23 protein-coding genes and 1 pseudogene are annotated in these 26,158 nt (G+C 68.1%); 10 read left to right on the forward strand and 14 right to left on the reverse strand.

The window, feature by feature from the left end; genetic code table 11:
• Nucleotides 1-4 precede the first annotated feature (4 nt).
• Together RYH79_RS08710 and RYH79_RS08715 are read left to right on the forward strand one after the other, a co-directional pair.
• Complete coding sequence (locus RYH79_RS08710; RefSeq protein WP_370898201.1) at nucleotides 5-649, forward strand: gluconate 2-dehydrogenase subunit 3 family protein; 645 nt, start codon at nucleotides 5-7, stop codon at nucleotides 647-649.
• Nucleotides 642-2,225, forward strand: a complete 1,584-nt coding sequence (locus RYH79_RS08715) for a GMC family oxidoreductase (protein WP_370898203.1) — start codon at nucleotides 642-644, stop codon at nucleotides 2,223-2,225. Before RYH79_RS08710 ends, RYH79_RS08715 begins: the two co-directional genes overlap by 8 nt.
• A gap of 6 nt (nucleotides 2,226-2,231) precedes the next feature.
• Here RYH79_RS08715 and RYH79_RS08720 read toward each other — a convergent pair whose 3' ends face one another.
• Nucleotides 2,232-3,203, reverse strand: a complete 972-nt coding sequence (locus RYH79_RS08720) for a transcription initiation factor IIB (RefSeq protein ID WP_370898205.1) — start codon at nucleotides 3,201-3,203, stop codon at nucleotides 2,232-2,234.
• A 232-nt stretch (nucleotides 3,204-3,435) separates the two neighbouring features.
• Here RYH79_RS08720 and RYH79_RS08725 point away from each other — a divergent pair, with 232 nt between their 5' ends.
• Both RYH79_RS08725 and RYH79_RS08730 read left to right on the forward strand, forming a co-directional pair.
• Nucleotides 3,436-3,993, forward strand: coding sequence for a DUF84 family protein (locus RYH79_RS08725; protein WP_370898207.1), 558 nt, complete (start codon nucleotides 3,436-3,438; stop codon nucleotides 3,991-3,993).
• Nucleotides 3,884-4,294: pseudogene (locus RYH79_RS08730) on the forward strand (PAC2 family protein); the annotation flags it as partial. The gene RYH79_RS08725 and the pseudogene RYH79_RS08730, both read left to right, overlap by 110 nt.
• Before the next feature lie 90 nt (nucleotides 4,295-4,384).
• Here the strand turns inward: RYH79_RS08730 and RYH79_RS08735 are convergent.
• Nucleotides 4,385-6,220 (reverse strand): flippase-like domain-containing protein, encoded by a 1,836-nt coding sequence (locus RYH79_RS08735; protein WP_370898209.1) that lies wholly within the window; start codon nucleotides 6,218-6,220, stop codon nucleotides 4,385-4,387.
• A 269-nt stretch (nucleotides 6,221-6,489) separates the two neighbouring features.
• Here RYH79_RS08735 and RYH79_RS08740 point away from each other — a divergent pair, with 269 nt between their 5' ends.
• Nucleotides 6,490-6,738 (forward strand): DUF7123 family protein, encoded by a 249-nt coding sequence (locus RYH79_RS08740; RefSeq protein WP_370898211.1) that lies wholly within the window; start codon nucleotides 6,490-6,492, stop codon nucleotides 6,736-6,738.
• Between the two features lie 25 nt (nucleotides 6,739-6,763).
• Here RYH79_RS08740 and pstB read toward each other — a convergent pair whose 3' ends face one another.
• From pstB to RYH79_RS08760, 4 genes are all read right to left on the reverse strand, one after another.
• On the reverse strand, nucleotides 6,764-7,702 hold the full coding sequence (gene pstB / locus RYH79_RS08745; protein WP_370900827.1) for a phosphate ABC transporter ATP-binding protein PstB: 939 nt from the start codon (nucleotides 7,700-7,702) through the stop codon (nucleotides 6,764-6,766).
• A gap of 86 nt (nucleotides 7,703-7,788) precedes the next feature.
• Nucleotides 7,789-9,396: a phosphate ABC transporter permease PstA gene (pstA, locus tag RYH79_RS08750; protein WP_370898213.1), complete on the reverse strand. Its 1,608-nt coding sequence runs from the start codon at nucleotides 9,394-9,396 to the stop codon at nucleotides 7,789-7,791.
• On the reverse strand, nucleotides 9,393-10,481 hold the full coding sequence (pstC, locus tag RYH79_RS08755; protein ID WP_370898215.1) for a phosphate ABC transporter permease subunit PstC: 1,089 nt from the start codon (nucleotides 10,479-10,481) through the stop codon (nucleotides 9,393-9,395). Before pstC ends, pstA begins: the two co-directional genes overlap by 4 nt.
• Nucleotides 10,482-10,775: 294 nt before the next feature.
• The gene (locus tag RYH79_RS08760; protein WP_370898217.1) at nucleotides 10,776-11,843 is read right to left on the reverse strand and encodes a PstS family phosphate ABC transporter substrate-binding protein; all 1,068 of its coding nucleotides are present in this window, start codon (nucleotides 11,841-11,843) and stop codon (nucleotides 10,776-10,778) included.
• A 302-nt stretch (nucleotides 11,844-12,145) separates the two neighbouring features.
• Between RYH79_RS08760 and RYH79_RS08765 the strand changes: the two genes are divergently transcribed.
• Both RYH79_RS08765 and RYH79_RS08770 read left to right on the forward strand, forming a co-directional pair.
• On the forward strand, nucleotides 12,146-13,162 hold the full coding sequence (locus RYH79_RS08765; RefSeq protein ID WP_370898218.1) for a PhoU domain-containing protein: 1,017 nt from the start codon (nucleotides 12,146-12,148) through the stop codon (nucleotides 13,160-13,162).
• A 48-nt stretch (nucleotides 13,163-13,210) separates the two neighbouring features.
• Nucleotides 13,211-13,771: a DUF420 domain-containing protein gene (locus RYH79_RS08770; RefSeq protein ID WP_370898220.1), complete on the forward strand. Its 561-nt coding sequence runs from the start codon at nucleotides 13,211-13,213 to the stop codon at nucleotides 13,769-13,771.
• Here RYH79_RS08770 and RYH79_RS08775 read toward each other — a convergent pair.
• The 3 genes from RYH79_RS08775 to RYH79_RS08785 form a co-directional block, all read right to left on the reverse strand.
• Complete coding sequence (locus tag RYH79_RS08775) at nucleotides 13,765-14,199, reverse strand: disulfide bond formation protein B (RefSeq protein WP_370898222.1); 435 nt, start codon at nucleotides 14,197-14,199, stop codon at nucleotides 13,765-13,767. The two genes, RYH79_RS08770 and RYH79_RS08775, sit on opposite strands and share 7 nt — an antisense overlap.
• An 81-nt stretch (nucleotides 14,200-14,280) precedes the next feature.
• Nucleotides 14,281-14,937 carry a J domain-containing protein gene (locus RYH79_RS08780; protein ID WP_370898224.1) on the reverse strand — a complete coding sequence of 219 codons (657 nt, stop codon included), beginning with the start codon at nucleotides 14,935-14,937 and terminating at the stop codon, nucleotides 14,281-14,283.
• Between the two features lie 68 nt (nucleotides 14,938-15,005).
• Nucleotides 15,006-16,946 carry a DEAD/DEAH box helicase gene (locus RYH79_RS08785; RefSeq protein WP_370898226.1) on the reverse strand — a complete coding sequence of 647 codons (1,941 nt, stop codon included), beginning with the start codon at nucleotides 16,944-16,946 and terminating at the stop codon, nucleotides 15,006-15,008.
• 263 nt (nucleotides 16,947-17,209) lie between these two features.
• Here RYH79_RS08785 and RYH79_RS08790 point away from each other — a divergent pair, with 263 nt between their 5' ends.
• A complete protein-coding gene (locus RYH79_RS08790) occupies nucleotides 17,210-17,905 on the forward strand; it encodes a diphthine--ammonia ligase (protein WP_370900829.1) in 696 nt (231 codons plus the stop codon).
• Between the two features lie 57 nt (nucleotides 17,906-17,962).
• On the opposite strand, the gene RYH79_RS08795 is transcribed toward RYH79_RS08790, so the two are convergent.
• The gene (locus RYH79_RS08795) at nucleotides 17,963-18,931 is read right to left on the reverse strand and encodes a nucleotidyltransferase family protein (RefSeq protein ID WP_370898228.1); all 969 of its coding nucleotides are present in this window, start codon (nucleotides 18,929-18,931) and stop codon (nucleotides 17,963-17,965) included.
• Nucleotides 18,932-19,036: 105 nt separating this feature from the next.
• Here RYH79_RS08795 and RYH79_RS08800 point away from each other — a divergent pair, with 105 nt between their 5' ends.
• The gene (locus RYH79_RS08800; RefSeq protein ID WP_370898230.1) at nucleotides 19,037-19,837 is read left to right on the forward strand and encodes an HD domain-containing protein; all 801 of its coding nucleotides are present in this window, start codon (nucleotides 19,037-19,039) and stop codon (nucleotides 19,835-19,837) included.
• Here the strand turns inward: RYH79_RS08800 and RYH79_RS08805 are convergent, their stop codons facing one another.
• Together RYH79_RS08805 and RYH79_RS08810 are read right to left on the reverse strand one after the other, a co-directional pair.
• Nucleotides 19,838-21,190 (reverse strand): hypothetical protein, encoded by a 1,353-nt coding sequence (locus RYH79_RS08805; RefSeq protein ID WP_370898232.1) that lies wholly within the window; start codon nucleotides 21,188-21,190, stop codon nucleotides 19,838-19,840.
• Nucleotides 21,191-21,398: 208 nt separating this feature from the next.
• Complete coding sequence (locus RYH79_RS08810; RefSeq protein ID WP_370898234.1) at nucleotides 21,399-21,878, reverse strand: PadR family transcriptional regulator; 480 nt, start codon at nucleotides 21,876-21,878, stop codon at nucleotides 21,399-21,401.
• Between the two features lie 128 nt (nucleotides 21,879-22,006).
• Here RYH79_RS08810 and RYH79_RS08815 point away from each other — a divergent pair, with 128 nt between their 5' ends.
• Nucleotides 22,007-23,326 (forward strand): MFS transporter, encoded by a 1,320-nt coding sequence (locus RYH79_RS08815; RefSeq protein WP_370898236.1) that lies wholly within the window; start codon nucleotides 22,007-22,009, stop codon nucleotides 23,324-23,326.
• A gap of 1 nt (nucleotide 23,327) precedes the next feature.
• Here RYH79_RS08815 and malQ read toward each other — a convergent pair whose 3' ends face one another.
• Nucleotides 23,328-24,818: a 4-alpha-glucanotransferase gene (gene malQ / locus RYH79_RS08820; protein WP_370898238.1), complete on the reverse strand. Its 1,491-nt coding sequence runs from the start codon at nucleotides 24,816-24,818 to the stop codon at nucleotides 23,328-23,330.
• A gap of 51 nt (nucleotides 24,819-24,869) precedes the next feature.
• Nucleotides 24,870-26,096 carry an FAD-dependent oxidoreductase gene (locus RYH79_RS08825; RefSeq protein WP_370898240.1) on the reverse strand — a complete coding sequence of 409 codons (1,227 nt, stop codon included), beginning with the start codon at nucleotides 26,094-26,096 and terminating at the stop codon, nucleotides 24,870-24,872.
• Between the last annotated feature and the right edge of the window lie 62 nt (nucleotides 26,097-26,158).

A 26,158-nucleotide genomic window follows, 5' to 3' on the forward strand; every position in this document is an offset into this window, starting at 1 on the left:
CGGCGTGAAACTGACGAGACGCGACGCGCTGGCGGCGCTGTCGTTCGCCGGGGCCGCCGTCGGCGGTGGGGTCGCCGCCGACCGGCTCGCGGAGGGTGGTGAGGCGACGCTGGGAGAGGACCTGTTGGGGGCGGACGCCGATCCGCCGCCGGTCTCCCGGTCGGAGCTGACGACGGTCGTCGCCGTCGCCGAGGTGGTGTACCCGGACCGGCTGGACGGGGTCGCCGAGTTCGTGGAGACGTACACCCGTGGCCGGCTGTTGGCCGACGAGGATCGCCGGGAGGGGTTGTCGACCGTGCTCGCGGAGTTAGACGAGGTGTGTCGGGAGTGGGAAGGGTCGACGGTCGCCGACCTCGCTCCGGCCGACCGGGACGCCTTCCTCCGGGAGCTGTCCGTCGACGACGCCGACCCGGCGCCAGACGGGCTGCTCCCCGGACAGGTGCGGTACTACCTCGTCAACGACCTCCTGTACGCGCTGTACGCCTCGCCGACCGGCGGGGAGATGGTCGGTACCCCCAACCCCATCGGCCACCCCGGAGGGTACCGGACACAGCTGTCACCGGAGTACGAGCGGGCGAGCCCGGCGGCGACGCACGACCCGACGGCGACACGCGACTCGACGACCGACGGGGGTGGTGACGGTGGGTGACCGGACGCCGTCGCCGCGGGCGGACGTGTGTATCGTCGGCTCCGGTCCTGCGGGTGCCATCGTCGCCGCCAGGCTGGCCCGGGCTGACCACGACGTGGTCGTGTTGGAGGCTGGCCCCCGGTTCGACGAGGACGACCGGACCGAGCAGTTGGACGCCCACCTCCGGCCGGGTGAGGGGAACCCCTGGGAGATGGGCGGCGAGCGCGACGCCTACACGGACGCCGGCGACCGCGACTACCCTCTGAACGCCGCCCGGGTGAAGGGGGTCGGCGGCTCCACCCTCCACTGGCAGGGGATGGTGATGCGGCTCCACGAACGCGACTTCGAGATGGAGACGCGCCACGGCGTCGGCACGGACTGGCCCATCGACTACGACGACCTCCGGCCGTACTACACGGCCGCCGAGTCGGAGTTGGGTGTCGCCGGCGCCGACGACAACCCGTACGCTCCACCCCGCGAGGAGCCGTTCCCGTTGCCGGCGTTCCCCCCCTCGCGGTCGGATTCCGTGTTCGCGGAGGCGTGTGAGTCGCTGGGGCTGGACATGCACAGCGTCCCGAACGCTCGCAACTCCGAGGCGACCGACGACGCGCCGGCGTGTGTCGGCTACGGCACCTGCAAGCCCGTCTGCCCTTCCGGCGCGAAGTACACCGCCGAGCGGCACGTCCGCGCCGCAGAGGCCGCTGGCGCCCGGGTGATCGACCGTGCCCCCGTCCAACGGCTCGAACACGACCGTGCCGGCGACGCCGTCACCCGCGCCGTCTACGCCACGCCCGACGGCGCGACACACACCCAGACCGCCCGTCAGTTCGTCGTCGCCTGCGGCGGGGTCGAGACCCCACGGCTGTTACTCCTCTCTCGATCGGAGACGTACCCAGACGGGCTCGCCAACTCCTCCGGGGCCGTCGGGCGTTACTTCTTCGACCACCTGTTCGCCGGCGCCGGTGGCCGGCTCGACCGCCAGACGGACCAGAACCACGTCGGGTTCAACACGAGCGAGTGTCACCAGTTCTACGACGACGCCGAGCCGGTCGTCGGCACCAAGCTGGAGTTCCTCAACTACGCCGGTCCGTCGCCGGTGACGGCCGCGTTGGACGCCGACACCTGGGGTGACGACCTGCTCGCCGATCTCCAGCGCTCGTACGGCACCCACGCCGCCATGGGCGCGCTCGTCGAACAGCTCCCGCGCCGCGACAACCGGATCGAACTGGACTCCTCTCGCACGGACGACCACGGCAACCCCGTCCCGGAGGTCCACTGGTCGCTGGACGACCGGACCCGCGCCGGGCTCCGGAAGGCCAACGAGGTCCAACGAGCGGTGTTGTCGGAGTTGGGCGTCGAGCCCGACTGGGTCGTCGGCCCGGCGGACACCGGTCCGGCGTACCACCACATGGGGACGACCCGGATGGGGGCGGACCCGGACGAGAGCGTGGTGAACCCACAGCTCCGGACCCACGACCTGGACAACTGTTGGATCGTCGGCTCCAGCCCGTTCCCGACCGGCGGGGCGATGAATCCCACCCTCACTATCGCCGCTCTGGCCGTCAGGGCTGCCGACCGACTGGACGCAGAACTGTAGTCGAAGTCAGGCCGCGAGACCGCTCTCGGCCTCCAGCAGTTCGTGATAGCGGTTCCGGATCGTCACCTCGGAGATGTCCGCCACCTCCGACACCGCCGCCTGCGTGGTCTTCTCGTTCGTCAGCAGTGCAGCCGCGTACACCGCCGCCGCGGCCAGCCCGACCGGGGACTTGCCGGAGTGGATCCCCTTCTCTTTCGCGTTCGTCAACAGCTCCTTGGCCCGCAGTTCCGTCTCGTCGGACAGTTCGAGGTCGGAGGCGAACCGGGGGACGTAGCTCTCCGGATCCGCCGGCTTCACCTCGAGCTTCAGCTCCCGGACGACGTAACGGTACGTCCGAGCGACTTCGTCTTTGCCGACCCGCGAGACCTCGCTGATCTCGTCCAACGAGCGGGGGACGTCTGCCATCCGCGCGGCGGCGTACGTACACGCCGTCGACACACCCTCGATAGAGCGGCCGGGCAGCAGGTCCTCGTCTAAGGCGCGTCGGTAGATGACGGAGGCCGTCTCCCGGACGTTCTCCGGGAGCCCCAGGGCCGACGCCATCCGGTCGATCTCCCCCAGCGCCTGCTTCAGGTTCCGTTCCTTCGAGTCGCGGGTGCGGAACCGCTCGTTCCACTTCCGCAGCCGACGCATCTTCTGGCGCTGCCGGGAGTCCAGCGACCGCCCGTAGGCGTCCTGGTCGCGCCAGTCGATGTTCGTCGACAGCCCCTTGTCGTGCATCGTGTTCGTCGTCGGGGCACCGACACGGGACTTCTCGTCTTTCTCTTGGGCGTCGAACGCGCGCCACTCCGGCCCACGGTCGATGTCGTCTTCCTCCACGACGAGCCCACAGTCTGCACACACGCTCTCGCCGTGTGCCTCGTCGGTGATGACCTGCCCGCTACACTCCGGGCAGACGAGGCCGTCGTCCTGTTCGTTCTCTTCCGTCGTCGTCTCTTGATCCCGCCGCCGGGACCGAGTCGTTCGTCTCTCGCTCATGAGTGAATCGCGGCGCCGGGGCGAAACCCACGAGACCCCCCCGGGGCCTTCTCCGTGTCTACGGTTGTACACTCACCCTGTAGTTAAATCGGTCGGAGTCGGCCGGCGACACCGCGGTGGTACTACTGTGAGAAGCCTCCAGTGCTACTCTACTCGTATTCAGAGAATACCCGCCGGTGTCGGGCCGCCTCGATTCGGTGGGTTCTCCAGGGTCGCGTTCCTCCTCGTGGGTGTGCTCGTCGCTGTTGGCTCCGGCAACCCGGTGAAGCGTGACGCCACGGCGGCCGCCCTCTCCGACCCGGCCGCCGACGACCGATTCGTGGACGCGACCGTCGTCCGGGAGCCGGTCGACTCCGGCGTCGCAGAGCAGCCTCGCGGCGCCGCCGAGACCCGGCGTGGTGCCGTGAGACGGGCCGTCGCCGCCCGCGAGGCCACCGACGCCGCCGTCGGCGTCGGAATCGAGGGCGGCGTCGGCTCGTACGACCCCGTGGAGACGGCCGCCGGACCGGTCGGCGGTGAACTGTGTCTGCTCGTCTGGGCCGCCGTGACGGACGGGACGGAGATGGGTGTCGCCGCGGGCCCGTCGATGCCGTTGCCTGCGCCCGTCGCCGAGCGGGTCGCGGACGGCGAGGAACTCGGTCCGGTCGTCGACGACCTCCTGGACGAGTCCGGGGTCGCTCGTGGCCGCGGCACGTCCGGCGTCGTCACCGGCGGGCGCGTCGAGCGAGAAGCTGCCCTCCGGACGGCCGTCGCCGGCGCGCTCGCTCCGTTCCGGTCACCAGTCGAGTGAGGTAGCCGGAACGACCACCACGACCGGTGTCGTACCGCGAGGCACGACCGACGCGGTGCGGGCGGACCTGGAGGACGCCGGGGCGGAGCTGGGTGCCGAGCCCGGGCTCGTCGGCGGCGTCACCGGCGGGCTCGTCCGGGAGTGTCGCCGACGCGACGTGCCCCCTGCACTCCTGATCGTGGACGCACACCCGTACTTGCCGGACCCAACAGCCGCCGCAGCCGTCGTCGACGAGGCGCTAGGGCCGTTGCTCGGCTCCGACGCCGACACGACGCCGCTGGCGGAGCGCGCAGAACGGATCGAACGCGAGATGGGTGGCACGACGGTCCCGCGCCGCCGAAGCACGACGCGAGGAACAGTCCGTCGACACCCGGATGTCCCGGTAGGCGGCTCAGTCGTCCGTCGGCGTCGTCTCCTCGAGCTCCTCTTCGTCGGCCTCTGCGACGGCGGTCGTGAGCGAGACGTTCAGCGACAGCATCGACCCGACGCCGCCGACGACGGTGACGAGATTCTTCACCGCGTGGTCCAACACGGCCGCCGCGAACGCCGTCGCCGCCGGGACGCCTCCCAAGCCGACGACGAACGCGGTGAAGGCGGCCTCGTACAGCCCGATTCCACCAGGCGACAACGGGAGCACCTTCGCCAGGTTGCCGACGGAGACGGCGAAGAAGCCGACCGCCAACAACGTCGGCACGGACAGGTCCACCGCCGGGAACGCGATCAACACCAGCAGTGCCGTCACTACGTCCAGCGTCCAGACGACGACGCTGGAGGCGCCGATCCGGACGACCGACCGACGGCTGCCGGCGACCCGTTGGACGCCGGCGGCGAACTCCTCGATCACGCCGGCGACGTAGTCGGCGTACGAGTCCGACGACAGTCGACCCACGGCCGCCCGGGCGAAGTTACGCTCCGACCGGGCGGTGAACACGGTGACGAGCAACACCGCGACGGCGGCGACCCCGACGACGGCCGCTACCTGGACGGCTCGCTGGACTGCCGTCGGGGTCAACACGTCGCCGCCGACGTTGCCGGAGATGGCGGTCGCCAGGTCGGCAGTGCCACCGGTCGCCAACAGCCCCACGAGCACACCGCCGGCCATCGCGGTGATCGTCAGCAGGTCGAACACCCGTTCTGCCGCCAGCGACGCGCCGCCGGTCGGGTACGGGATCGACCGTCGGGTCTTCACCACGTACGCTCGGACGGCGTCGCCCGCCCGCGCCGGGAACACGAGGTTACCCGTCTGGCTGATGAACACGGCGCCAGTGAGGAACCCCAGCCGTTCTCGGTAGTCCAGCTCCGCGAGGATGTCGCGGTACCGGAGCCCACGGAGCGGCCACGAGGCGGCGTACACGACCGCGGCGGCGACGACCGGCGCCGGGTCCGCGCTCGTGAACGCGCGCTGCACCTCGCCCAACGGGATGTACACCGTCATCAGCCCGAGCGCGGCGACGGTGAACAGTAGTCCGACGAGGAACGTCACCCGGCGTGTCACCCGCGGGGCGACCGACAGCTGCCAGAACAGCCGGAGTACCTGGCTCCCCATGCCGAACACGTCCCGGACGAGATCAACCTTCGAGTCACCCTTCGGCTCCCAGTCGACTGGGAACTCCGCGACCGCCAGCCCCTCGCGTTGGGCCCTGACGAGCAGTTCCGTGTCCCAGAACCAGTGGTCGTCTTCCACGTCCGCTCGGAGCCGTTCGAACGCCGGCCGGGACACGGCCTTGAACCCACACTGGTGGTCCCGCAGCTCCGACCGCAACAGGAGTCGGACGATTCCGTTGAACCCGCGGCTCGGCACGCCTCGCTTCGGCGGCCGGTCGGCCTCCTCGCCCGGCATCCACCGCGAACCCGTCGCCACGTCCGCCTCGCCCGAGCGAACCCGTTCGACGAGCTCCTCCAGGTGGCGCATGTCGGTCGCCAGGTCCGTGTCGAAGTAGACGAGGGTGTCGCCGGCCGCGTGGTCGAAGGCGAACTCCAGGGCGCCGCCGCGACCCAGCCGCTCGTCGCTGTGGAGGTGACGGACTCGGTCGTCTTCGGCCGCGAGCCGGTCGGCGATCTCCGGGGTTCGGTCCTCACAGCCGTCTTCGGCGACGATCACCTCGAACGTCCCCGCCGGCAGGAACGACGCCAGCGTGTCCAGACTCACCTGGACCGTCTCCGCGATCGTCTCCGCCTCGTTGTACGCTGGGAGGACGACACTCACTTCGACGGCCCGTCCGGTCATCGTCTCCCGTTCGTCCGGCGCCGAGTAAGTACTTTCCGACCCCGCGCGACGTGTGTCTCGACGACTGACCGAGCGGCGAGCCGGGGGCACGCGAGGTCGGTGTGAACCCCACACGGAGTCGGGAACCGTTAACGGGCCGTACCGAGACGGACAGTCACGCCGGCTCGCCGCCGGTCGTGTGGCGGTCGCGTGGGGAACAATCACGAGACGGCGTGGTGTTAACCCGTCGTACCAAACGCCCTTTTTCGGTGGCGTTCGTGTGAAACAGTATGAGCGCCACCACGGCCGCGACGGCAGAGACGGAGACGAGCCTCAACCAGAAGCAACGGCAGATCCTGTCGTACCTCCGCGATCACGCCGACGACCAGACCTACTTCAAGTCGCGGCTGATCGCGGAGGACCTGGGGCTCACTGCGAAGGAGGTCGGCGCCAACATGACCGCGATCCGTGACGGCGAGTTCGACGTGGACGTCGAGAAGTGGGGCTACTCCTCCGGGACGACCTGGATGGTGACCTGACACGACGTGCCGCGACCCGACGGAGCTACCCGAACTTCCCGGTGATGTAGTCTTCCACCCGTTGGCTCTCCGGATTCTCGAAGATCTTCTCCGTGTCGTCGTACTCCACCAGCTGTCCGCCCGTGAGGAACACGGCCGTCTGGTCGGAGATCCGCGCCGCCTGCTGCATGTTGTGGGTGACGATCACGACCGTGTACTCCTCGGCGAGATCCTCGATCAGGTCCTCGATCTTCGAGGTGGCGATGGGGTCCAGTGCCGACGCCGGCTCGTCCATCAGGATCACCTCCGGGTCGACAGCCAGACACCGAGCGATACACAGTCGTTGTTGCTGGCCGCCCGACAGCCCGAGCGCGTTGTCGTCCAACCGGTCGCTCACCTCGTCGTACAGCGCCGCCTGCTTCAGTGACCGCTCCACGAGCCGTCGTTCCCGTTCGGAGTCGTCACGGCCCAGGAGCCGGGCGACCAGCCCGGTGTCGATCTCCCCGTGTTTCCGCGGGCCGTAGCTGATGTTCTCCCGGATCGACTTCGGGAACGGGTTGGGGTGTTGGAACACCATCCCCACCCGTTTGCGGAGTTCGACGAGGTTGACACCGTCCTGGTAGATCTCCTCCCCGTCCACCGTCACGGAGCCATCGATACTGGCACTCTTGATCCGGTCGTTCATCCGGTTGAGCGACCGGAGGAACGTCGACTTCCCGCAGCCGGAGGGGCCGATCAGTGCCGTGACGCTCTCTCGTGGAATGTCCACCGACACGCTGTCGATTGCCTGTTCGTCACCGTAGTGTACGTCCAGGTCCGTCGTGGAGATCGCCGCCGATCCGTCGAACTCGTACTCCGTCCACTCCGCCCGGGACTCCTCGTGACTCTCGCCTTCGGTCGTGACCCGACCCCCAGCGCTCGTCTCGACGCTCGGTGACTCCGTCTCCGTGACGGTACTGTCGCTGGTGGTGCCGCCGTCTGCCATCGCGTCCGTGTCGGTGTCAGCGTCGGTGTCACCCGGCGTCCCCGGGGTGTCGGTGCCCGTCGTGGTGCGTGTGTCGTCTGTCATAGTTACTGGTCTCTGTCGAGCTTCCGCCGGAAGTAGACGCGCGACGCGATACCGATCGCGTAGAAGCCGAGAACGACCAACAGCAACACGAGCGCCGTCCCCCAGCCGAACGCCTGGGTCTCGCCGACTCCGGCGGTGATGACGGCGTACAGCTGGTACGGCAGCGCCGACCCCGCCTCCAACAACGCCGGGTTGGTGACGAACGGCGGCGACGCCTGGAGCTGGAACGAGCCCAACACCGCCGGTGCGCTGGACGGGAACGTCGCCCCCGCCGCGACCAGGAGGATCGGAGCCGTCTCGCCGGCGATCCGGCCGACCCCGAGGATGACCCCCGTGATGATCCCCGGCATCGCCGCCGGCAACACCACAGACCGGATCGTCTGCCACCGGTTGACGCCCAAGGCGACGCTGGCGTCGCGGTACTCGTCCGGCACGCTCTTGATCGCCTCCCGGCTCGTGATGAGACACAACGGGAGGAGCATGAATCCGAGCACCAACTGCCCGACCAACAACGACCGCGTGTCGTTGAACCGGGGGACGAGGAAGGCGAGTCCGAAGAGTCCGTACACGACGCTCGGTGTGCTCCAGAGCCCGTTCGTCGCCACCTCGACGCCCTGGGTGAACCGGCCCTGCTCGGCGTACTCCGTGAGGAACACCGCCGCGCCGACTGCCAACGGGACGGAGAAGCTCACGGCGCCGACGACGAGCCAGACCGTGCCGACGATCGCCGGGAACACCCCGGGCTGAATCCCCAGCCCCTGTGAGGGGTTGGTGACGAACGGCCAGTCGATCCCGGAGAGACCCACGGTGAACCCCTCCATCATCGGACCGAAGCCGCGGATCGCGACGAACCCGATCAGCGCCGCCAACACGGCGATCATCGCGGCCGCGTTCATACTGATCAACAGGAACGACCCCTGTTGGCGGCCGCGGGTGCCGAAGCCGGCGTGCGCCTTCGCACCGCTCCAGGCCGCCAACAGCCCGCCGCCCATCGCGAACACCGGCACGACCGCCTGCGACGGGAACTCCGCGATCAGCGTCTCCGGGTCGTACACCCACTCGGGCCCGATCACGCCCGCCAGCAGCGACAGCCCGACGACCGCGACGAGCGTACCGACCGGAACCGTCGAGCCGACGTCCTCGCCGGCCCGGAGCCCGATCACGAACGCCGCGACGGCGGTCACGACCCCGAGCGCGACGCCACCGACCGCGCCCAGCCCCAAGACGGCGCTGCCCAACACCGACCCGGTCGCCAGCCACAGCAGACTGACGATCGCCATCGGCACCGCTCCGGTGTACGGGTCCGGCGCCGTGTCGGCGATCCCGGCCCGCGACACCAGCCCGAGGGCGGCGACGCCGACGCCGGCGACACCCATCGCCAGCCCGAACGACTGGTACAGTCCGAGTCCGAGGATCCGTGTGCTGCCGGTCTCCGTCACCCGGAACAACGTCGTCACGCCCAACGAGAAGGTGACGACGCTCAGCCCGACCAGACTCGCCGCCACCCGTTCGTACACCGTGGTGTCGCCGGTGACGAGTGCCGACTGTTCTTCGCCGTCCGTGACGCCCAGCGTCCCGCCGTCCGTTCGCGTGTCGTCTGGGTCGCTCATCCGTCACCCTCCAGGTTGCGCTTCATCCGCCACTCGACGAGCTGTGAGACGACGCTGATGACGGCGACCGTGGCGAACAGGATGACGCCCGCGCCGTACAGCGCACTCAACTGCGTCTCCGTCGCGTTGCCGTACTGGCTGGCGATCACACTCGTCAGGGTCTCCCCGTTGAAGAACACGTCGTACAGCGGCGCCGGGAGGTTCTGACTGTGACCCAGCATCACCGTCGCGGCCATCGTCTCGCCGAGAGCCCGACCGACGCCCAACAGGACGGCCGCGGTGATCCCCGAGAACGCCGCCGGCAGGGTGACGCTCTTCATCGTCTGCCAGTCTGTCGCGCCGACCGCCAACGACCCGGACTTCATCGAGTCCGGCACGGAGTCGATGGCGTCCTCGGCGACCGTGACGACCGTCGGCAGCGACATCAGCCCGATCACCAGCCCGACGGAGAACAGACTCCCGTAGCTCGTCCCCAACACGTCGAACGTGTACTGGTTGATGACGACGAAGCCGATGAACCCGTAGACGATCGACGGGATGCCAGCGAGGATCTCGACGCCCGGCTTGACAACCTCCCGGGCCCAGTCGGGGGCGATCTCTGCGATGAACAACGCGCCCGCGATGCCAAGCGGACCCGCGATCGACACGGCCAACAGCGTCGTCACCACGGTCCCGTAGATCATCGGGACCATCGAGAAGACCTTGTCGCGGGCCGCCCAGAACGGCTCCGAGGTCTTCGTCAACATCCCCAGTCCGGGGACGGAGACCCCCAAGACGGTGTCGCTCATCGCCCGTGCCGCCGGGATCGACTCGACGAACACGAACACCGCGATCAGTCCCAAGACGAGCACCGTCGAGACCGTCGCCACGAACGTCAGCGCCCGGGCGGTCGTCGCCTGGTGGCGGCCCCAGCCGTACACCACAGTGGAGACAGTAACGAGCAACGGGACGGCCGTCAGTGACGAGTTCAGTAAGAACAGTACGAGAGTCGCCACCAACGACAGACCACCGACCGCCTGCAACACGGCGCCTCGGTCGGTCACGTCCACGTCGGCGATGCGACGCCCGATCTCAGTCGTTGCCATCCGTTTCCTCCGTACCAGTAAGCTTCATTATGTCTTTCCCTCCGATTCGTGTTCGGGACTCACTCCCGAGTACCCACGGCGGCCCGGGCGACGGCACACGACGCCGGGGACCCGACCGTGTCGAAGCGAGGGTCCGCGAGGACTCGGCCGGTAGAACCGCGAGAACGGTCGCTCGTGACGTGGCAGGTCGCCGTCGATCCGGGTTGTCGTGTGGTCGCACGCACTGTCGCCACGGGTCTCGAGTCGGTTCACCGGGTGTGTGCCCGGGTGGCTGTCCTCGTCGACGACCGGTCGTCAGGACTGGTCCGGCAGCTTCGCCCGTTCCTCCTCGCGGCGGCTCTGTGGCAGCTTGAAGTAGTTGTTGGAGGCGACGAATTTCTCCTGGCCGAAATCAGTCAGGATCATGTTGATGAACGCGGCCTCCTTGTTCGAGGTGTCCTCCCAGGTGTAACAGTGGAGGTCACGCGAGAGCGGGTACCCCTTCGCGCCGAGGTTCTTGCCGTACTCGTACACCGTCCCCTCCAGCTCCAACGAGATCGGCGGGACCGCACCGTCCTCCTCGACGAACGCCAGCGCGATGTAGGCGATCGCGTTGTCCGTGTTGGAGACGAGCGTCTTCACCTGCTGATTCTGACCCTTCCGGACGTCCGGGCTGATCGACGCGTCCGGGCTCCCGTAGAGGTTGGAACGGAACGAAGTGTCCGTCCCGGAGCCTTCCGCACGGCCGATGGCCTGGATCTCCTTGTCCGGGCCACCGACCTCGCTCCAGTTGGTGATCTCCTTCTTGTAGATCGCGCGCAGCTCGTCGCCCGTCAGCCCCGTGACGCCCCCGTCGTAGACCTCCCGAGAGACGACGATCGGCTGGCCGTCGACGCCGACGACGTGGTCGACGAAACTGTCGAGTGTGGACTGCTCGGCCTCCGGCAGCTCGGCCGAGACCGGCGCCGAGGAGTCACCGATGTCGACGCGCCCCTTCTGGACCGCCTCGACGCCCGTCCCGGAGTGAGACAGAGCGACGTTCACGAGGAACGGCGGCGTCGAGCGCTCTCCGGTCGCCTCGAAGCCGTACTGTCCCGCGAAGTAGTCGGCCAGGTTCTGGTCCGTGTCGATGTCGTACTGTCCCGGGCCCCAGTACTCCTCGTCGGCAGCCGGCGGGTTCCCGTTCCACAGGGCGGCCGCGCCGTTGGTGATCGGGTACACCGTAGAGGAGCCGTCGGCCGTCAGCGGGCCCGTGTCTCCGCCACCCCCGCCGCTGCCGCCGGTCTGTGTGCTGGCACAGCCGGCCGCACCGACGACTCCCGCTGCGGTTGCTGTCTGAACGAACCGACGTCGTGACACCGAGTCGGACGCATCTTGCGTCATCGCTCTGACTCTCAGTTGGAATCGTTAAGTAGGCTTGTATGTCTTCTATATATGTCGCTGCGTGACAACTGTTTTCATGGACGCTGGAATCGACTCCGTGCCACTACCACAGGGTCGTACCACTGCATCCCGACAAACCGGCCGCCTCTGCCGGGAAACGAGAGATATCGAGATGTACCGAGACGCCGGCAGTTCCTATCAAGATTATGAAACGCGCGGGGACTGAAGTCTGTGGCCGACCCGGACGGCAGAATATATAGATATTCGGCAGGCTTTTACCCGTGGTCACAGAAGCGGCGGACATGGTCGAGACCCGGAAGGTCCAGGTCACGGGCGGATCGACGTACACGGTGTCGATCCCCAAAGACTGGGCCACCGAGAACGGCGTCAGCGCCGGGAGCGAAGTCGAGTTCTACCCGGAGGGTGACTCGTTGTTCCTCACGCCAGTCTCCGAGGAGGAGCGCACGGAGGGGACGTTGGACGTCGGCGAGCTCGCCGGCGAGGAGCTCACCCGGGCGGTGATGACGATGTACGTCTCCGGATTCGACATCATCGCTCTGGAGTCGTCACGGATCACCAACGACCAACGCCGGACGATCCGGGACGCCGTTCAGGGGCTCGTCGGGCTCGAAGTGCTGGAGGAGACCCGCGACCGGGTCGTCATCCGCGACCTGTTGGACTCCTCGGAGCTGTCGATCCACAACGCCGTCACCCGGATGCGGCTGATCGCCCTCTCGATGCTGGAAGACACCGTCGCGGCGCTCACCGAGGGGGACTCCGACATGGCTCGGGACGTCATCCAGCGCGACGACGACGTCGACCGGCTGTACATGGTGGTCTCTCGGATCTTCCGGTCGACGCTCCGGACACCGAAGGCCGCCGAGGAGCTGGGACTGGACAGAGAGTCCTGTTTCGACTACCACGCCAGCGCCCGGCAGCTGGAGCGCACGGCCGACCACGCCACCAAGATCGCACACCTCACGCTGGAACTGGACACCTCCGAGGACGCCGGACCCGTCCCCGAGGAGCTGACCGACGCCCTGGAGGAACTGCGCGTCAAGGCCGCCGCCGTCGTCAACGACGCGATGGACGCACTGTTCGAAGAGGAGCCGAACGACGCGAACCGACAGGCGAACCGAGCCCGCAGCCGCGTCCGCGAGATCGACCAGCGAGCCCGCGAGATCGACGAACTCCTCCGTGATCTCAATCCCGCACGCGCACAGTTGCTCGGGCTCGTCGTCGACTCCGTCTCCCGAGCGGCCGACTACGGCGGGAACATCGCCGAGACGGCGCTCCAGAAGGCCGCCCCGACGCCGTGACGCGGGGCGATCCCGAGAGGTGAAGTTCACCCCTGGCGTACGCCGAGTATGCGACTCCAGGTCCGCGATCACGTCCCGGCGGTCACGGCGATCCTGACGGTCGTGTCGCTGGCGCTCGTGTTCGGTGCCGCGCTCCAGGTGTTTCCCGCTTCTGCGATCCCCCGGCTGTCCGAGCGAGGGTTCGACCTGATCCCACACGTCAACGCCGTCGTCAGCACGGCCGCGATCGTGACGATCCTGGGAGGTGTTCGCGAGATCCGCCGCGGCAACGTCTCTCGCCACCGTGCGCTCATGCTCGCCTCGCTCGGTCTGTTCGCCGTCTTCCTCGTGTTGTACCTCTACAAGGTGACGGTCCAGGGTCCCGCCGACTTCCCCGGACCGGAGACGATCTACCAGTTCGTCTACCTCCCGGTGTTGGCGATCCACATCCTGCTCGCCATCGCGTGTATCCCGTTGCTGTACTACGTCGCCCTACTGGGGCTGACCCGCCCGATCGCCGAGATCTACGAGTCGAGTCACCGCCAGTTCGGCCGGGTCGCCGCGTCGCTGTGGCTCGTCTCGTTCGTGTTGGGTAACGTCGTGTACGCGATGATCTACGTGGTCTACTGACCCAGCCACGCTAGCAAGCTCCCGGCGCCGATCAGGAGAAACGCCGTCAGCGCCAGGTTCGGCACGGACAGCCCGAGCAGTTGGTACTGTACCGCGCCACACGACACGGCGCCGCCACAGGTCGTACTCGTCGTCGTCGCCTGGAGGTACGAGTGGTACGCGGCCGTCGCCGCTCCCAGCGTCGACAGGGGGAGCACGCTCCGCACGACGGTCGCTCGGCCCTCTACGGTCGCCACACCCAAGACGACGACCAACGGGTACGCGAAGATTCGCTGCACCCAACAGAGCTCACACGGGACCAACCCCAGCACCTCGCTGAGGTAGAGACTCCCGCCGGTGGCCGCGAGCGCGACGAGCCACGCCGCCCCGAGCAACGGCCGCGTGCCGAGTCGGTCGGTCAGTCCGGTTCCCGCCTGGAGTGTACTCACAGTGTATAGTTCATCGTATGCGTGTGAATAGTTCTGTCGCCCACGGCGGGTTCTGTCGCCCGTTCGCAGCCGGCAGCGTCGTCAGCCGCCGTCGGCGTGGTTGAGTGCGGTCGTGTACGCCTCCCGAACCTCGGTGAACGTCTCCCGGTCTCCTCCCTGGTCCGGGTGGACCTCCTTCACCCGTTCGCGGTAGGCCGCCTCCACCCGCTGGCTGTCCGCGGTCGTCTCCAGCCCCAGGGTGTCGAACGCCTCGGCGACCGGGTCGGGCGCCGACTCCGGGCCGAGGTGGACGTTCGGCACGTCGAACGGCAGCCGGCGACCGAGGTGGTGGCCCGGCATCTCCTCTTCGATCAGGACGACGAACAACCCCTCCGGGTCCGGCTCCGCGTCGAACTCCACGTTGCCGGTCGCGTCCGGGTCGGCGTTCGTCAGCCCGAAGTACGTCTGCGGGTCGAACGTGATCGCCACCTCCCGGTCCGGGAGGTAGAACGCGACCCGTCGGTCGAACAGTTCCACCTTCTCGGCGTAGCGTTCGTCGATCTGGCCGAGGTAGTCTCTGATCTCGGCGTGGCGACGCGTCGTCCCGTCGACGCGCCGGCCGTCCGTCCGTGACTCCGTCGCCGGCGACAGCCGGACGCCGACCGCGAACAACAGCGCGACCCCCGCAGACAGCGCAGCCCCCAAGACGAGCCCGGTGACGAGCCAGCCCGGGAGCGCGGCGAACAACTCGGCGAGCACACTCCCCCCTGTGTGCCCGGCGGATTTCAATTTCCCGGGAACGGCGGCGCCGTCGTCTCGGGAACGACTCAGAGCTGCCCGCGGAGCCGAGTGATCTCGGGGACGGACACTCCTTCCACGTCCGCCAGTGCCGCCGCGGCCCCCAACAGCCACTCTGCGCGTTCGACCCGCGACTCCAGGTCACCCGGGCCGATCCGGTACTCCGCCACCAACTCCTCGGCGCTCGCTCCCTCCGTCCACGCCAGGAGAATACGGGCGGTCTTGACCGACTCCAGCCAGGACTCGAACGCGTCGGGCTCGTCCATCCCGGTCGTCAACTCGTCGGCGTGTCGCCTGGCGAACTGGTACAGCGACGCCCGTTCGCTGTTGCCCAGGTACGTGTCGTCCATGTCCGGCGTGTCACACACCACCTCCAACACGGTGAGCGGGGTGACGCTGTCTGCCGGCCGGTCAGCAATCTGACGGAGTCCGTCGACGATCCGGCGGCCCGTCTCCGGGGTGACGTACTGGCGAGACACCTGTCGGCCCAACGCCGTCGCCGACAGTTCTACGCCCGGCTCGTCGACGGGCGCGAGGAACTCCGCCTCGATCAGCTCCGCGATCACGTCGCCGACGACGCCGCCCAGGTCCGGGTTCGGCGTGCGGTGGGCGTAGAACGTCTCCCCCAACAGTTCCAGGATCTCGGCCTGTGAGTCGGCGAAGCCGGCCGCGACGACCGCGAGGACGTGGGTCCGCAGCGCCGCCCGGTCTCGCAGTTGGCTCTCGACGGCCTCCGGGTCGGCGTCGACGTACCGCTCCCACAGCTCCTCGCGGCTGTCCGGGCTGCCGACGAGCACCGCCTCGCCGTACGGGTCCAGGCCGGGACGGCCGGCCCGCCCGGCCATCTGGTGAACTTCGAGCGTCGGGAGCCACTCCGTGCCGGAGCCGGTGTAGCGGCGTTGGTCGCGGACGACCACCCGCCGGGCGGGGACGTTCACGCCCGCGGCCAGCGTCGGGGTGGCGCAGATCACCGCCAGTTCCCGGTCGCGGAACGCCGTCTCGACGGTCGACCGGTGGTCCGAGCGGAGCCCGGCGTGGTGGAAGGCGACGCCCCAGGCGGCGGCCTCCGCGAGGCGGCGCCCCTGCTCCGTCGTCCCGGTCTGGCGCAGTTCCTCGGCGACCGCCGCCGCTTCCATGCCGATGCCGGCCGTCTCGGCGAACCGTTCTTCGGCGAGCCGCTCTGCCAGCTCCTCGGCCTCCCGGCGTGACCTGACGAACGCCAGCGCCTGCCCGCCGTCGGCGACGGCGGCGTCGACCAGGTCCGCCGTCGCCACCGTGTCGTCGGCCGGCTCGCTCGTCTCGTCGGACGGGAGTCGCCGACGCTCGCCGTCGTCGAACGTCACGAGGCCGTCGGCGTACACCCCGGTCCGGAGTTCGATCGGTCGCCACTCGGACTCTACGAGTTCGGCGTCCAGCCAGCCGGCGATCGCGGCCGGGTTGTCCACCGTCGCCGACAACGCCACCACCTGCGGGTCGTCCGTCCGGCGGCGGAGCGTCGCCAGCGTCACCTCCAGTGTCGGTCCGCGACCGGGCGACCCGAGGAGGTGGACCTCGTCGACGACGACACACGCCAGGTTCTCGATCCAGCCCGCACGGTTCCGGATCGCAGAGTCCACCTTCTCGGAGGTGGCGACGACCACGTCGTGGTCGGCCAACTCCGCGGCCGCAGAGTCGTAGTCACCGGTCGCGATGCCGGCGCTCACGCCCGGGAGTTCGGCGAACTCCTCGTACTTCTCGCGGGCCAGCGCCCGCAGCGGACAGACGTACAGCCCCGGACCGTCGGCCGACAACAGCGCCAACTGCGCGACGAGCGTCTTGCCGGAGGCGGTCGGGATCGCACACACCAGGTTCTGTCCGTCACAGACGCCGCCCTCGACCGCCGCCGCCTGCGGGGGGTACAGCTCCTCGATTCCCGCGGCCGCGAAGTGGTCCGTGTACCGCTCCGCGAGCGGGAGTTCGCCGACGTGCACGTTACTCACTGGGGCGTGATCGTACAAAAACCCGGGGTACGCCGGGGTTGGAGGCGACTTCCGGGTCGGCCGCGTGTGCTGCCGTTCGTCGGTGACTCCCGGGTCGGCCGTGTGCGCTGCCGTGCGTCAGCGACTTACCGGCCGACCGCGAACCGTCCGGCGTGACAGACGAGACGGACGCCGCGACCGTGGCGACGGACGGCGGGAGCGACGAGAGCGAGGCGGACGACGGAGACGGCACGCCCCAGGCGGACGGCGCCTGGATCTCCTTGTTCTCCGGGGGCAAAGACTCCTCGTGGGCGCTGTACCGAGCGCTCGAACGCGGCCTCCCGGTCGAGCGACTGCTCACCGTCCACCCGGGCGACGACTCGTACATGTACCACGTCCCGGAGACGGGGCTGACGACGCTGGCGGCCGAGAGCGTCGGCGTCCCACTGATCGAGGTGGACCCCGGGTCGTTCGACGCCGAGGAGGCGACGGACAGCGGCGCCCAGGGTGACCGGGAGCTGGAGCCGATGGAGGAGCGACTGGCGGCGTTCGCCGACGAGCGAGGGCTCGCGGGCGTCACCGCCGGGGCCGTCGAGTCGGAGTTCCAGACCAGCCGCATCCAGGCGATGTGTGACCGGCTCGACATCGACCTGTTCGCGCCGCTGTGGCAGCGAGACCCCGTCGAACTGGGCGAGTCGATGCTCGCGGCCGGCTTCGAGATCACGGTGATCCAGGTCGCCGCCGCCGGGTTAGACGAGTCCTGGCTCGGCCGCACGCTGGACCACGACGCACTGTCGGAGCTGACGGAACTCCGAGAGGAGTACGGTGTCCACCCGCTCGGCGAGGGCGGCGAGTTCGAGACGTTCGTCACCGACGGCCCGCACATGGACCGCCCGGTCGAGATCGACTACGAGACGGAGTGGGACGGCAGCCGCGGCCGGATTCGGGTAACGGACGCACGGCTCGGGTGACGCAACGACCCGACGACAGGGTCGTCGCCGTCGGTCACCGGAGGTGTTGCCGCGACCTCAGTCGTCGCTGTCGATCCGAGAGTGTTGCCCGATCAGACTCCCGGTCAGCGACACGCCCGTGACCGTCGCGGCCTCGTCGACGACGGACCGCTCGAGGCTCGCACCCCGAACGGTCGCGTCCGGGAACACGACCGTCTCGGAGAGGTCCGCGTCCTCGACGGTCGCGCCGGGCATGACGTGGACGCTCTCGCCCAACTGACTGTCCGTCACGGTCGCGTCGTCGGCCACGAGCGTCTCCCCGCCCAAGGCGTAGTCGACGGCGTCGAGGTACGACGACGCCGTCCCGATATCGAACCACGCGCCGTCGAAGGTGAACGCCTCGACCCGCTGGCGCTCCTGGAGCCACTGGAGAAGCCACCCCGGCTCGTCCGGGTTGTTGTCGTCCGAGAGGTAGGTGTCCAGCTCCGGCAGCGTCTCTCGCGGGAACGCGTAGCAGGCGATCGACACGAGCGTGCTCTTGGGGTCGTCCGGCTTCTCCTGGAAGTCGATCACCTCCGTCCCGTCCAGTTCGACCAGCCCGTAGCTCTTGGCCCGTTCGCGCGAGCCCACGTCGTAGGCCGCCAGCGTCGGCGCGCCGGCGTCCTCGAAGAAGTCCACGAACGACGCCACGTCGAACGACAGCATGTTGTCGCCCGCGACGACCATCAGATCGTCGTCGACCCCCTCCCGTTCGATCAACTGCGCCAGCGCCCCGACGACGCCGAACTTCTCCGACTCCTCGGTCGTGTCCTCGACGGACACCGTCGGCTTCTCGAAGTCGGAGTCGGCGAGGTACGACTCGAACTCGCCGGCGAACCGTTCGTTGGTCGAGACGTAGACGGTGTCGATCCGGTCGTCTGCCTCCAGGTCGGCGAACACGCCGTCGATCACCGTCCGGTCGCCGACCGGCAGGAACATCTTCGGTCTGTGCCGCGTGATCGGCCACATCCGTGTCGCGTACCCACCGGCGAGGACGATTGCCTCCATACTCGATGTGTCTGTGGGCCCCGTCAAGACGTTTGCCCTTCCGAGGCTACTCGGTCGGCGGTCGCCACCCGAGGCTACTTGGTCGGCGACCCACTCGGGGGAGACGTGAGTACAGAACACGTCAGAGAGCCGTACGATCCGGACGCCGACCACGCCTACCCGGACGACCGGCTCAACGAGATCCTGCCGGCGGTACGCGAGGACGCAGAGATCCAGACGTACCTCCGGGCGCAGAACGTCAACGCCGTCACCCGGAAGGGGTACAACGACCACGGCGCCAAACACATCGAGATCGTCCGCAACCGTGCGCTGACGCTGTACGACCTCCTCAAACGCGGCGGTGTCGCGTTCAACGGCGCGAGCGACCAGGGGTTAGACGAGGCGGACGAACCCGTGATCGTCGCCTTGGCCGCCACGCTCCACGACATCGGCCACGTCGTCCACCGCGACGAACACGCCTACTACTCCATCCCACTCGCCGCCGACGTGTTGGACCGGTTCCTCGCCGACTTCTACGACACGAGCGAACGCGTCCGGGTGAAAGGCGAAGTGCTCCACGCCATCCTCTGTCACCACACTCCCGAGGACCCGCTCACGACCGAAGCCGGCGTCATCCGCGTCGCCGACGCCCTCGACATGGAACGGGGACGTTCGCGGATGCCCTACCAGAAGGGCTCGCGTGGCATCGACACCCTCTCGTCGCAGGCGATCAAGCGCGTCTCGCTGCGCGCCGGGGAGGATCGCCCCGTCCTCGTCGAGATCGAGATGGAGGGCGCCGTCGGCGTCTACCAGGTCGACAATCTGCTGAAGGCGAAGCTGGCCGACTCCAGGCTGGAAGACGACGTACGGATCGTCGCCGTGAACGCGACGGAAGACGAGGCGTTGGTGGAACGGATCGAGTTGTAGTCACGGTGTGTTCACTCGCCGGATAGCGAAGGATCCGAGAACGAGGGCTGGGAGAAACGCACCGAGCGAGATAGCTCTGACTGCCGGCGGGGCGACCAACTGTGACGGTACGGCAACCGCTGCCGCGACGACCCCGAACAGCAGCCACTTCATCGTGTCGGCAGCGACTCGCTCCCAGTCGTCGAACTCCTCGGCAGTCCCGACACGGAGTCTGTTCACAGCTAGCGTAACTATCGTGACGAGCAAAAGCATCAGAATAACCTGCTGTGTGATACGACCGCCAAACCCAAACACCGAGTGAGCTAACGCGACGGCCGCCGACAGACCGACGGTCACATACACCGCAGGCGTAACACCGTACTCTCTGGTGACAGAGACGTACAACGGCCCGATCAGGCCCCCGACGAGAACACCCCGGGCGAGTGTGAGCGGCTGTCGAACGAGGCCGACGAAGAACACGAGCGGAAACAGTGCAATTACGCTCGAACCGAACAGCCAGGCCAGCTCGTCGCCGGTACACCGGTTGGCTAAGACGACAGTCGACCCGGTCAAGCACGCGCCGAGGGCTCCGAGCAGAGCTACTTCGGCCTCGTGTCCAGGCTGTGGATGTGTCCCGGTGAGTAGGAAGACACAGCCGACGAGCGACAGGAAAGCCGCCACGGACAGCGTCGACGGGCCTGAAATGGGGTCGGCCAACCGTCGAAAACACGGTGCAACCTCGTACGGCTCGAACTGAGAGTACACGTCACCCAGGAAGGACTGTGCCCTGTCGTTCTGGTCCTTCTGTGGTACGTTCGGATCTTCAACGAACTCGTCTAAGAAGAACACAGTCTCGATCTCTTCTTTTGGAAAGTACGTGTACTGTGCGTTTGAGTCCTCGAGTTGGACGTGTTCTGTGTCTCGGCTCTGGGCCGCCGGCCACCGGGACGTAGTCGTGTCCTGTTCGTCCCTGAACTCTTCTCTCACCGCAGCAGTGTCGTTCTCGTCCGCTGCGGTCGGATCGGTCAGCAAGACGCCTTCGCTCCGGTCGATCTGCGTTCCTTCGAGAATCTCACCGCTGATTTCCTTTCCACTGTTGGTCCTGACGAGTAGTTCCCCCGACTCGTACCGATCGAAAGCGAACTCCCAACTGTCGAACTCGTCTAGACCGCGTGCGGTCCCGACGTAGTTGTGAAAAAACGAGCCGACGGCGACGCCGATGACCACTGTGAGGAGGAAGTGAACGGGGACGACGGCGACGAGAGTGGCAAATTTCACCTCGTCGTCCGGGGACAGCGGCTCCCACCACAACAGAGACCACCCAGAGTAGATGATGAAGAAGGAACTACTACTGAACACGACGCTGTACACCACCTTCTGGAGACGCGACAGTGTGTCTCGGAGGCGCGCAGTCCACAGAGCCGGGCGGAGAGCGAGGAGCCCCGGGGCGAGAAACAGGATCGGGAAGAGGAGTGCCCGCAACAGCGGAACACCGACCGACGACTGTAACGGCGGCACGTCTGTGGTCGTCTATCCGAGACTAGACTAAACGCTTTTCGAACTTTGATTAGTTCGACGGGATTTACAACGAGTTCAGATCGAGTTCACTGTTTTCGGCGTAGTCCGGATAGTCGTCGTAGACTTCGTTGAGCAGCTTGAACAGTGGCGTGTCGTTGTACAGGCGCTTGACACTCCACAGTAGTCGCTCCTGCTCTTCTGGGATCGCGTCGTCCAGTGCCTGCTCTCCCTCGGGCTCGATGCGGTAGTCCTCCCGAGAGTTTCCGCTGTTCGTGCTCGCAGTCGACTTCTCGATCAGCCCTTTTTCCGCCAAGTCGTCGACAGTCTGTGCGAGTTCCTTGGAGAAGGGCCCGTAGTTGTACGGGTCAAAGTCGAACGCTTCGAACCCCTCGTCGTCGGGAATCGGATCGTCGTCTAGCCCACCGTTCTGCGCCAAGAACACGAGTTTCTGGAGACGAGTCTTCCCCTGCACCTCGCTCCCGTCGACGGCAGACAGGAGGGCGAGCGGGACTGTCTCGGTCTCACTCACGTTCTGGCGGCTCATACTTCTATCTCTAGTCCGAGGCATAATAACTCTTCCACTTATAACTACCGGGTAACGTTGCCGTCAGTTATCCGGCTGTGACCGCCTCACACACCCCTCCGCGAAGACGGGGCTTAAGACTAGCCGGGATGTTTCGATACGTAACAGTGGACTTCGGCAACTCCGTCGCACTCCTCCGGGACAGAGAGTTCGCCGCGCTCGCGGGGACGGCGTTCGCCCGCAGTCAGGCGTACTCCACGATTCTGATCGCGTTGGCGTTGTACGCCGACCAGTTCGGGACGACCGGGTTCGTCGAGGGGCTGTTCGGCACCGGCTTCGCGGTCGTCCAACTTCTGATCGTCCTGCCGCTGGGGCGGCAGGTGGACAAGGGTAACGCCAAGCGGTGGCTGCTGGGTGGGCTGGCGATCAACGTCGTCGTGTTCTTCGGGTTCATGTTCGTCGAGTCGTCCGTCCACGTCATCCTGATCCGGATGCTCCAGGGCGTGGGTGCGAGCATCCTCTGGATCACTGGCTCGACCGTGATCGGGACCATCGCGCCGGACGACGGGAACGGGCGCTGGCTGGGGTCGTACAACCAGGTGGCGGCGTTCTCGTCGCTGGCGGGCGACGCCGTCGGGGGGTACCTCCTGTACACCTACGAGTTCACGTTCACCTACGTCGTCCTGTCTGGGGTCACGATCGCGGCGTTCCTGCTCGTGTTCGCGTTCCTCCGGGACGATCCCGGGGGTGGCGTAGAGGGTGACGCCGGGGGTGGCCGGGCGACGCTACGGGCACTCCTGGACCTGCCGATGGTGAAGGCGCTCGTCACGTTCCGGATCGCCTTCTCCGTCGGCAAGATGGCGGTGATCATCTTCCTGCCGATCCTCGCCCGGACGGAGTTCGGGATCAACGCGCTCGTCATCGGGTGGATCCTCGCGGGCGGCAAGCTGACGAAGTCGCTCACACAGGGGTACGTCGGTGACCTCTCGGACCGCGTAGGGAAGAAACAGTACTTCGTCGTCGTCGGCGCACTACTGTACGGGCTCGGGACGGCGCTGATCCCGTTGTCGTTCTACTTCGAGGGAGCGATCACGCCCGTGTCGATCCAGGCGTTCGGCGGCGTCCAGGAGCTCGGTGGTGCCTTCTTCGCGTTGTTCGGGGCCTACTGCGTCCTGGGGGTCGCGGACAGTATCCGACTGCCCGCGAGCATGGCGTTGTTCGTGGAGGAAGGCGAGAAGTTCGACTCCGTCGCCTCCAGCATGAGCCTCCGGTCCATCTCCTGGAAGGTGGGCCAGGTGGCCGGCCCGGTCGGGGTGGGTCTGATCAAGGACTTCGTCTCCGTCGAGGCGGCGTTCTACACCGCCGCCGGCTTCATCGTCGTCGCCTCCGGGATCTTCTGGGTGGTGTTCACCCGGGCGTCGGCCGCGGCCGAGCAGTCCGCCGACCCGAGTGTCGACCCCGGAGACTGACTCACCGGAGGGTCGCGTCGGTGATCCGCGCCAGCCGGTCGGCGACCGCGCCGTCCAACTGCTCGGCGGTGACGCGCCACCGCCAGTTCCCCTCGGCGGTCCCGGGGGTGTTGAACCGCGCCTCACTGCCGAGCCCGAGCAGGTCCTGGACGGTCGTGATCGCCAGTCCGGCCTCGGAGTTCCACACCGCCTCGATCACGTCCCAGGTCACCTCCTCGCCGTCGGAGCCGAGGTTGTAGTGGAGACAGTCGCGCTGGTCGCCCGGGAGGTCGGCGTAGTAGCCCGCGAACGTGTCCGTGTCGTGTGTCGAGGTGTATCCGACGCTGTCGGCCGGGTAGTGCATCGGCTGGTAACGGTCACCCTCGGTACACCAGTCGGCGTACTGCGGCACCCGCATCCCGGGGAAGCCGAACCGATCCCGGAGCGCGACCGTCGACTGGTCCAGAAAGCCCAGGTCCTCGGCCAGGAACGGGAGGTCGCCGAGCTCTCGTTCGACCGTCTGGAAGAAGTCGGCGCCGGGACCGTCGCGCCACTCCCCGGCGGCCGGGTCGTCGGCGTCGGCCGGAATCGCCCAGAACTCGTCGAACCCTTTGAAGTGGTCGATCCGGGTCACGTCTACGAGGTCGAACAGTCGACGGAGGCGTCCCAGCCACCAGTCGTAGCCGCGGTCGGCGAGCCGGTCCCAGTCGTACAGGGGGTTGCCCCAGCGCTGACCGTCGTCACCGGGGTTCGGGGGGACCCCGGCGACCGCCGACGGCGTCCCGTCGTCGTCCAACAGGAACGCCTCCGGCGCGGCCCACACGTCCGCGGAGTCGAACGCGACGTAGATCGGGAGGTCACCGACGATCTCGATCCCGCGGTCGTGTGCCGCCTCGCGGAGCCGCCGCCACTGCTCGTCGAACAGCCACTGGCAGAACGCTCGAAACTCGACTTCCGTCGCCAGCTCCTCGCGGGCGTCCGCCAGCGCCTCGGGGTCCCGCCGGCGGACGGGCGCCGGCCAGTCCGTCCAGGCGGCGCCGTCGTGGCGCTCTCGGAGCGCGGCGAACAGGGTGTAGTCGGCCAGCCAGTCCGACTCCCGCTCGCGGAACGTCTCGAACGCGTTCCGGTCACCGTCGGCCGGGTGGTCGCGGAACCGCTCGAACGCCGTCCGGAGCCGGTCACGCTTGAACTCACGGACCGCATCGTAGGCCGTCTCCGTCGCGGAGACGCCGGCTGGCGGCTCCAGTTCCCCGTCGTCGAGGTAGCCCCGGTCGCCGAGGTCGTCCAAGTCGATCAGGAGTGGTTCGCCCGCGAACCCCGACAGGGTCTGGTACGGGGAGTGGCCGGCCGCAGCCGTCGTCGGACCGAGCGGACACACCTGCCACAGCGACTGGTCCGCGCGGTCTAAGAACTCTAAGAAGTCGACGGCGCCGTCACCGAGGTCACCGATCCCGTGCCGTCCCGGCAGCGAGGTGACGTGGAGGAAGACGCCGCTTCGGCGGTCGAATCGCATACTCGGGGGTTCGCCCGTCGGGTTCTTCGCCTTTCCGGTCGCCACGGGCCGTCAGTCGGCGGCGGCGACCACGTCGCTGTCCGTCTCTCCGTGTGCGTCGTAGCGGGTGACGAACTCGTCGAGGCGAGCGGGGTCGTCGGCGCCCGGCAGCTGGCGGTCGGCGGTGACGCAGTCCTCGTCGACGCCCAGCCGGTCGCAGACGTGGTCCGTGGTCGTCTCGGCCATCTGGCGGTGGGTGGTGAGCTTCCCGCCGACGACGCTGACGGCGTTGTCGACGCCGTCACGGGTGTGGTCGAGCAGGGTGAACCCCCGAGAGATCCCCCGACGGTCCGTGCCGTCCTCGTCCGGGGCGTACAACGGCCGGACCCCCCACCAGGTCCGGACCACGTCGGCGTCGGCGACCGGCGGGAGCATCGCCGCACACTCCGTCACGGAGCGGTCCACCTCCCACTGTTCGCGCTCGTAGTCGTCCGGGTCGGACACCGGGACGCTGGTCGTCCCGAGCACGGTCTCGCCCGCGTGCGGGACGACGATGTCGCCGTCGTCCGGCTCGCGACAGCGGTTCAACACGGGGTGTGGACCGTCGTAGTCGACGGACACCATCACGCCCTTCGCGGGTGCCATCCCGACGGAGACGCCGAACGTCTCCGCCACGTCGCCCGCCCACGCGCCGGTGGCGTTGACGACGACGGACGGCTCTACCGTCTCGTCTAACTCTCCCCCGACCGTGACGGAGGCGACGCGGCCGTCGGTGACGGTCGCGTCGACGACGGGGCTGTGGGTGTGGATCCGTGCGCCGGCGTCGGCGGCGTCGGCGGCGGTCGCGGCGACGAGCCGCGAGGGGTAGACCACGGCGTCGTCCACCCACATCGCCCGTTCCGTCTCCGGGGCGAGATCCGGCACCGCCTCGCGGGCCGTCGCCCCGTCGACGACCTCCGTCTCGATGCCGACGTCGGCACACGCCTCGCGCTTCCGTTCGAAGTAGTCGGCGGAGTCGGACGACAGCTGGACGAACAGCCCTCGAGTCTCTCGGACACAGGCGCCCGCGATCTCCCGGACCGTCGTCGACTCCGCGCGACACTCCGCGGCCCCCTCCGGGTCCGACTCCGCGTACCGCGCCCCGCTGTGGAGCAGCCCGTGTGAACGTCCGGAGGTGCCGCCGCCGAGCCCACCCGCCTCCGCGAGCGTCACGTCGACGCCTCGTAGAGCGAGGTCCCGTGCGACGCCCACCCCGGTCACGCCGCCACCCACCACCAGTACCGTCGTCGAGTGTGTCACGCTACGCCACTTCGGCCCCCGACCACTTCAGTTCACTGGCATTTCGCGGTCGCCAGTCGAGA

The organism is Halobaculum sp. MBLA0143 (assembly GCF_041361465.1).
Taxonomy (GTDB): domain Archaea; phylum Halobacteriota; class Halobacteria; order Halobacteriales; family Haloferacaceae; genus JAHENP01.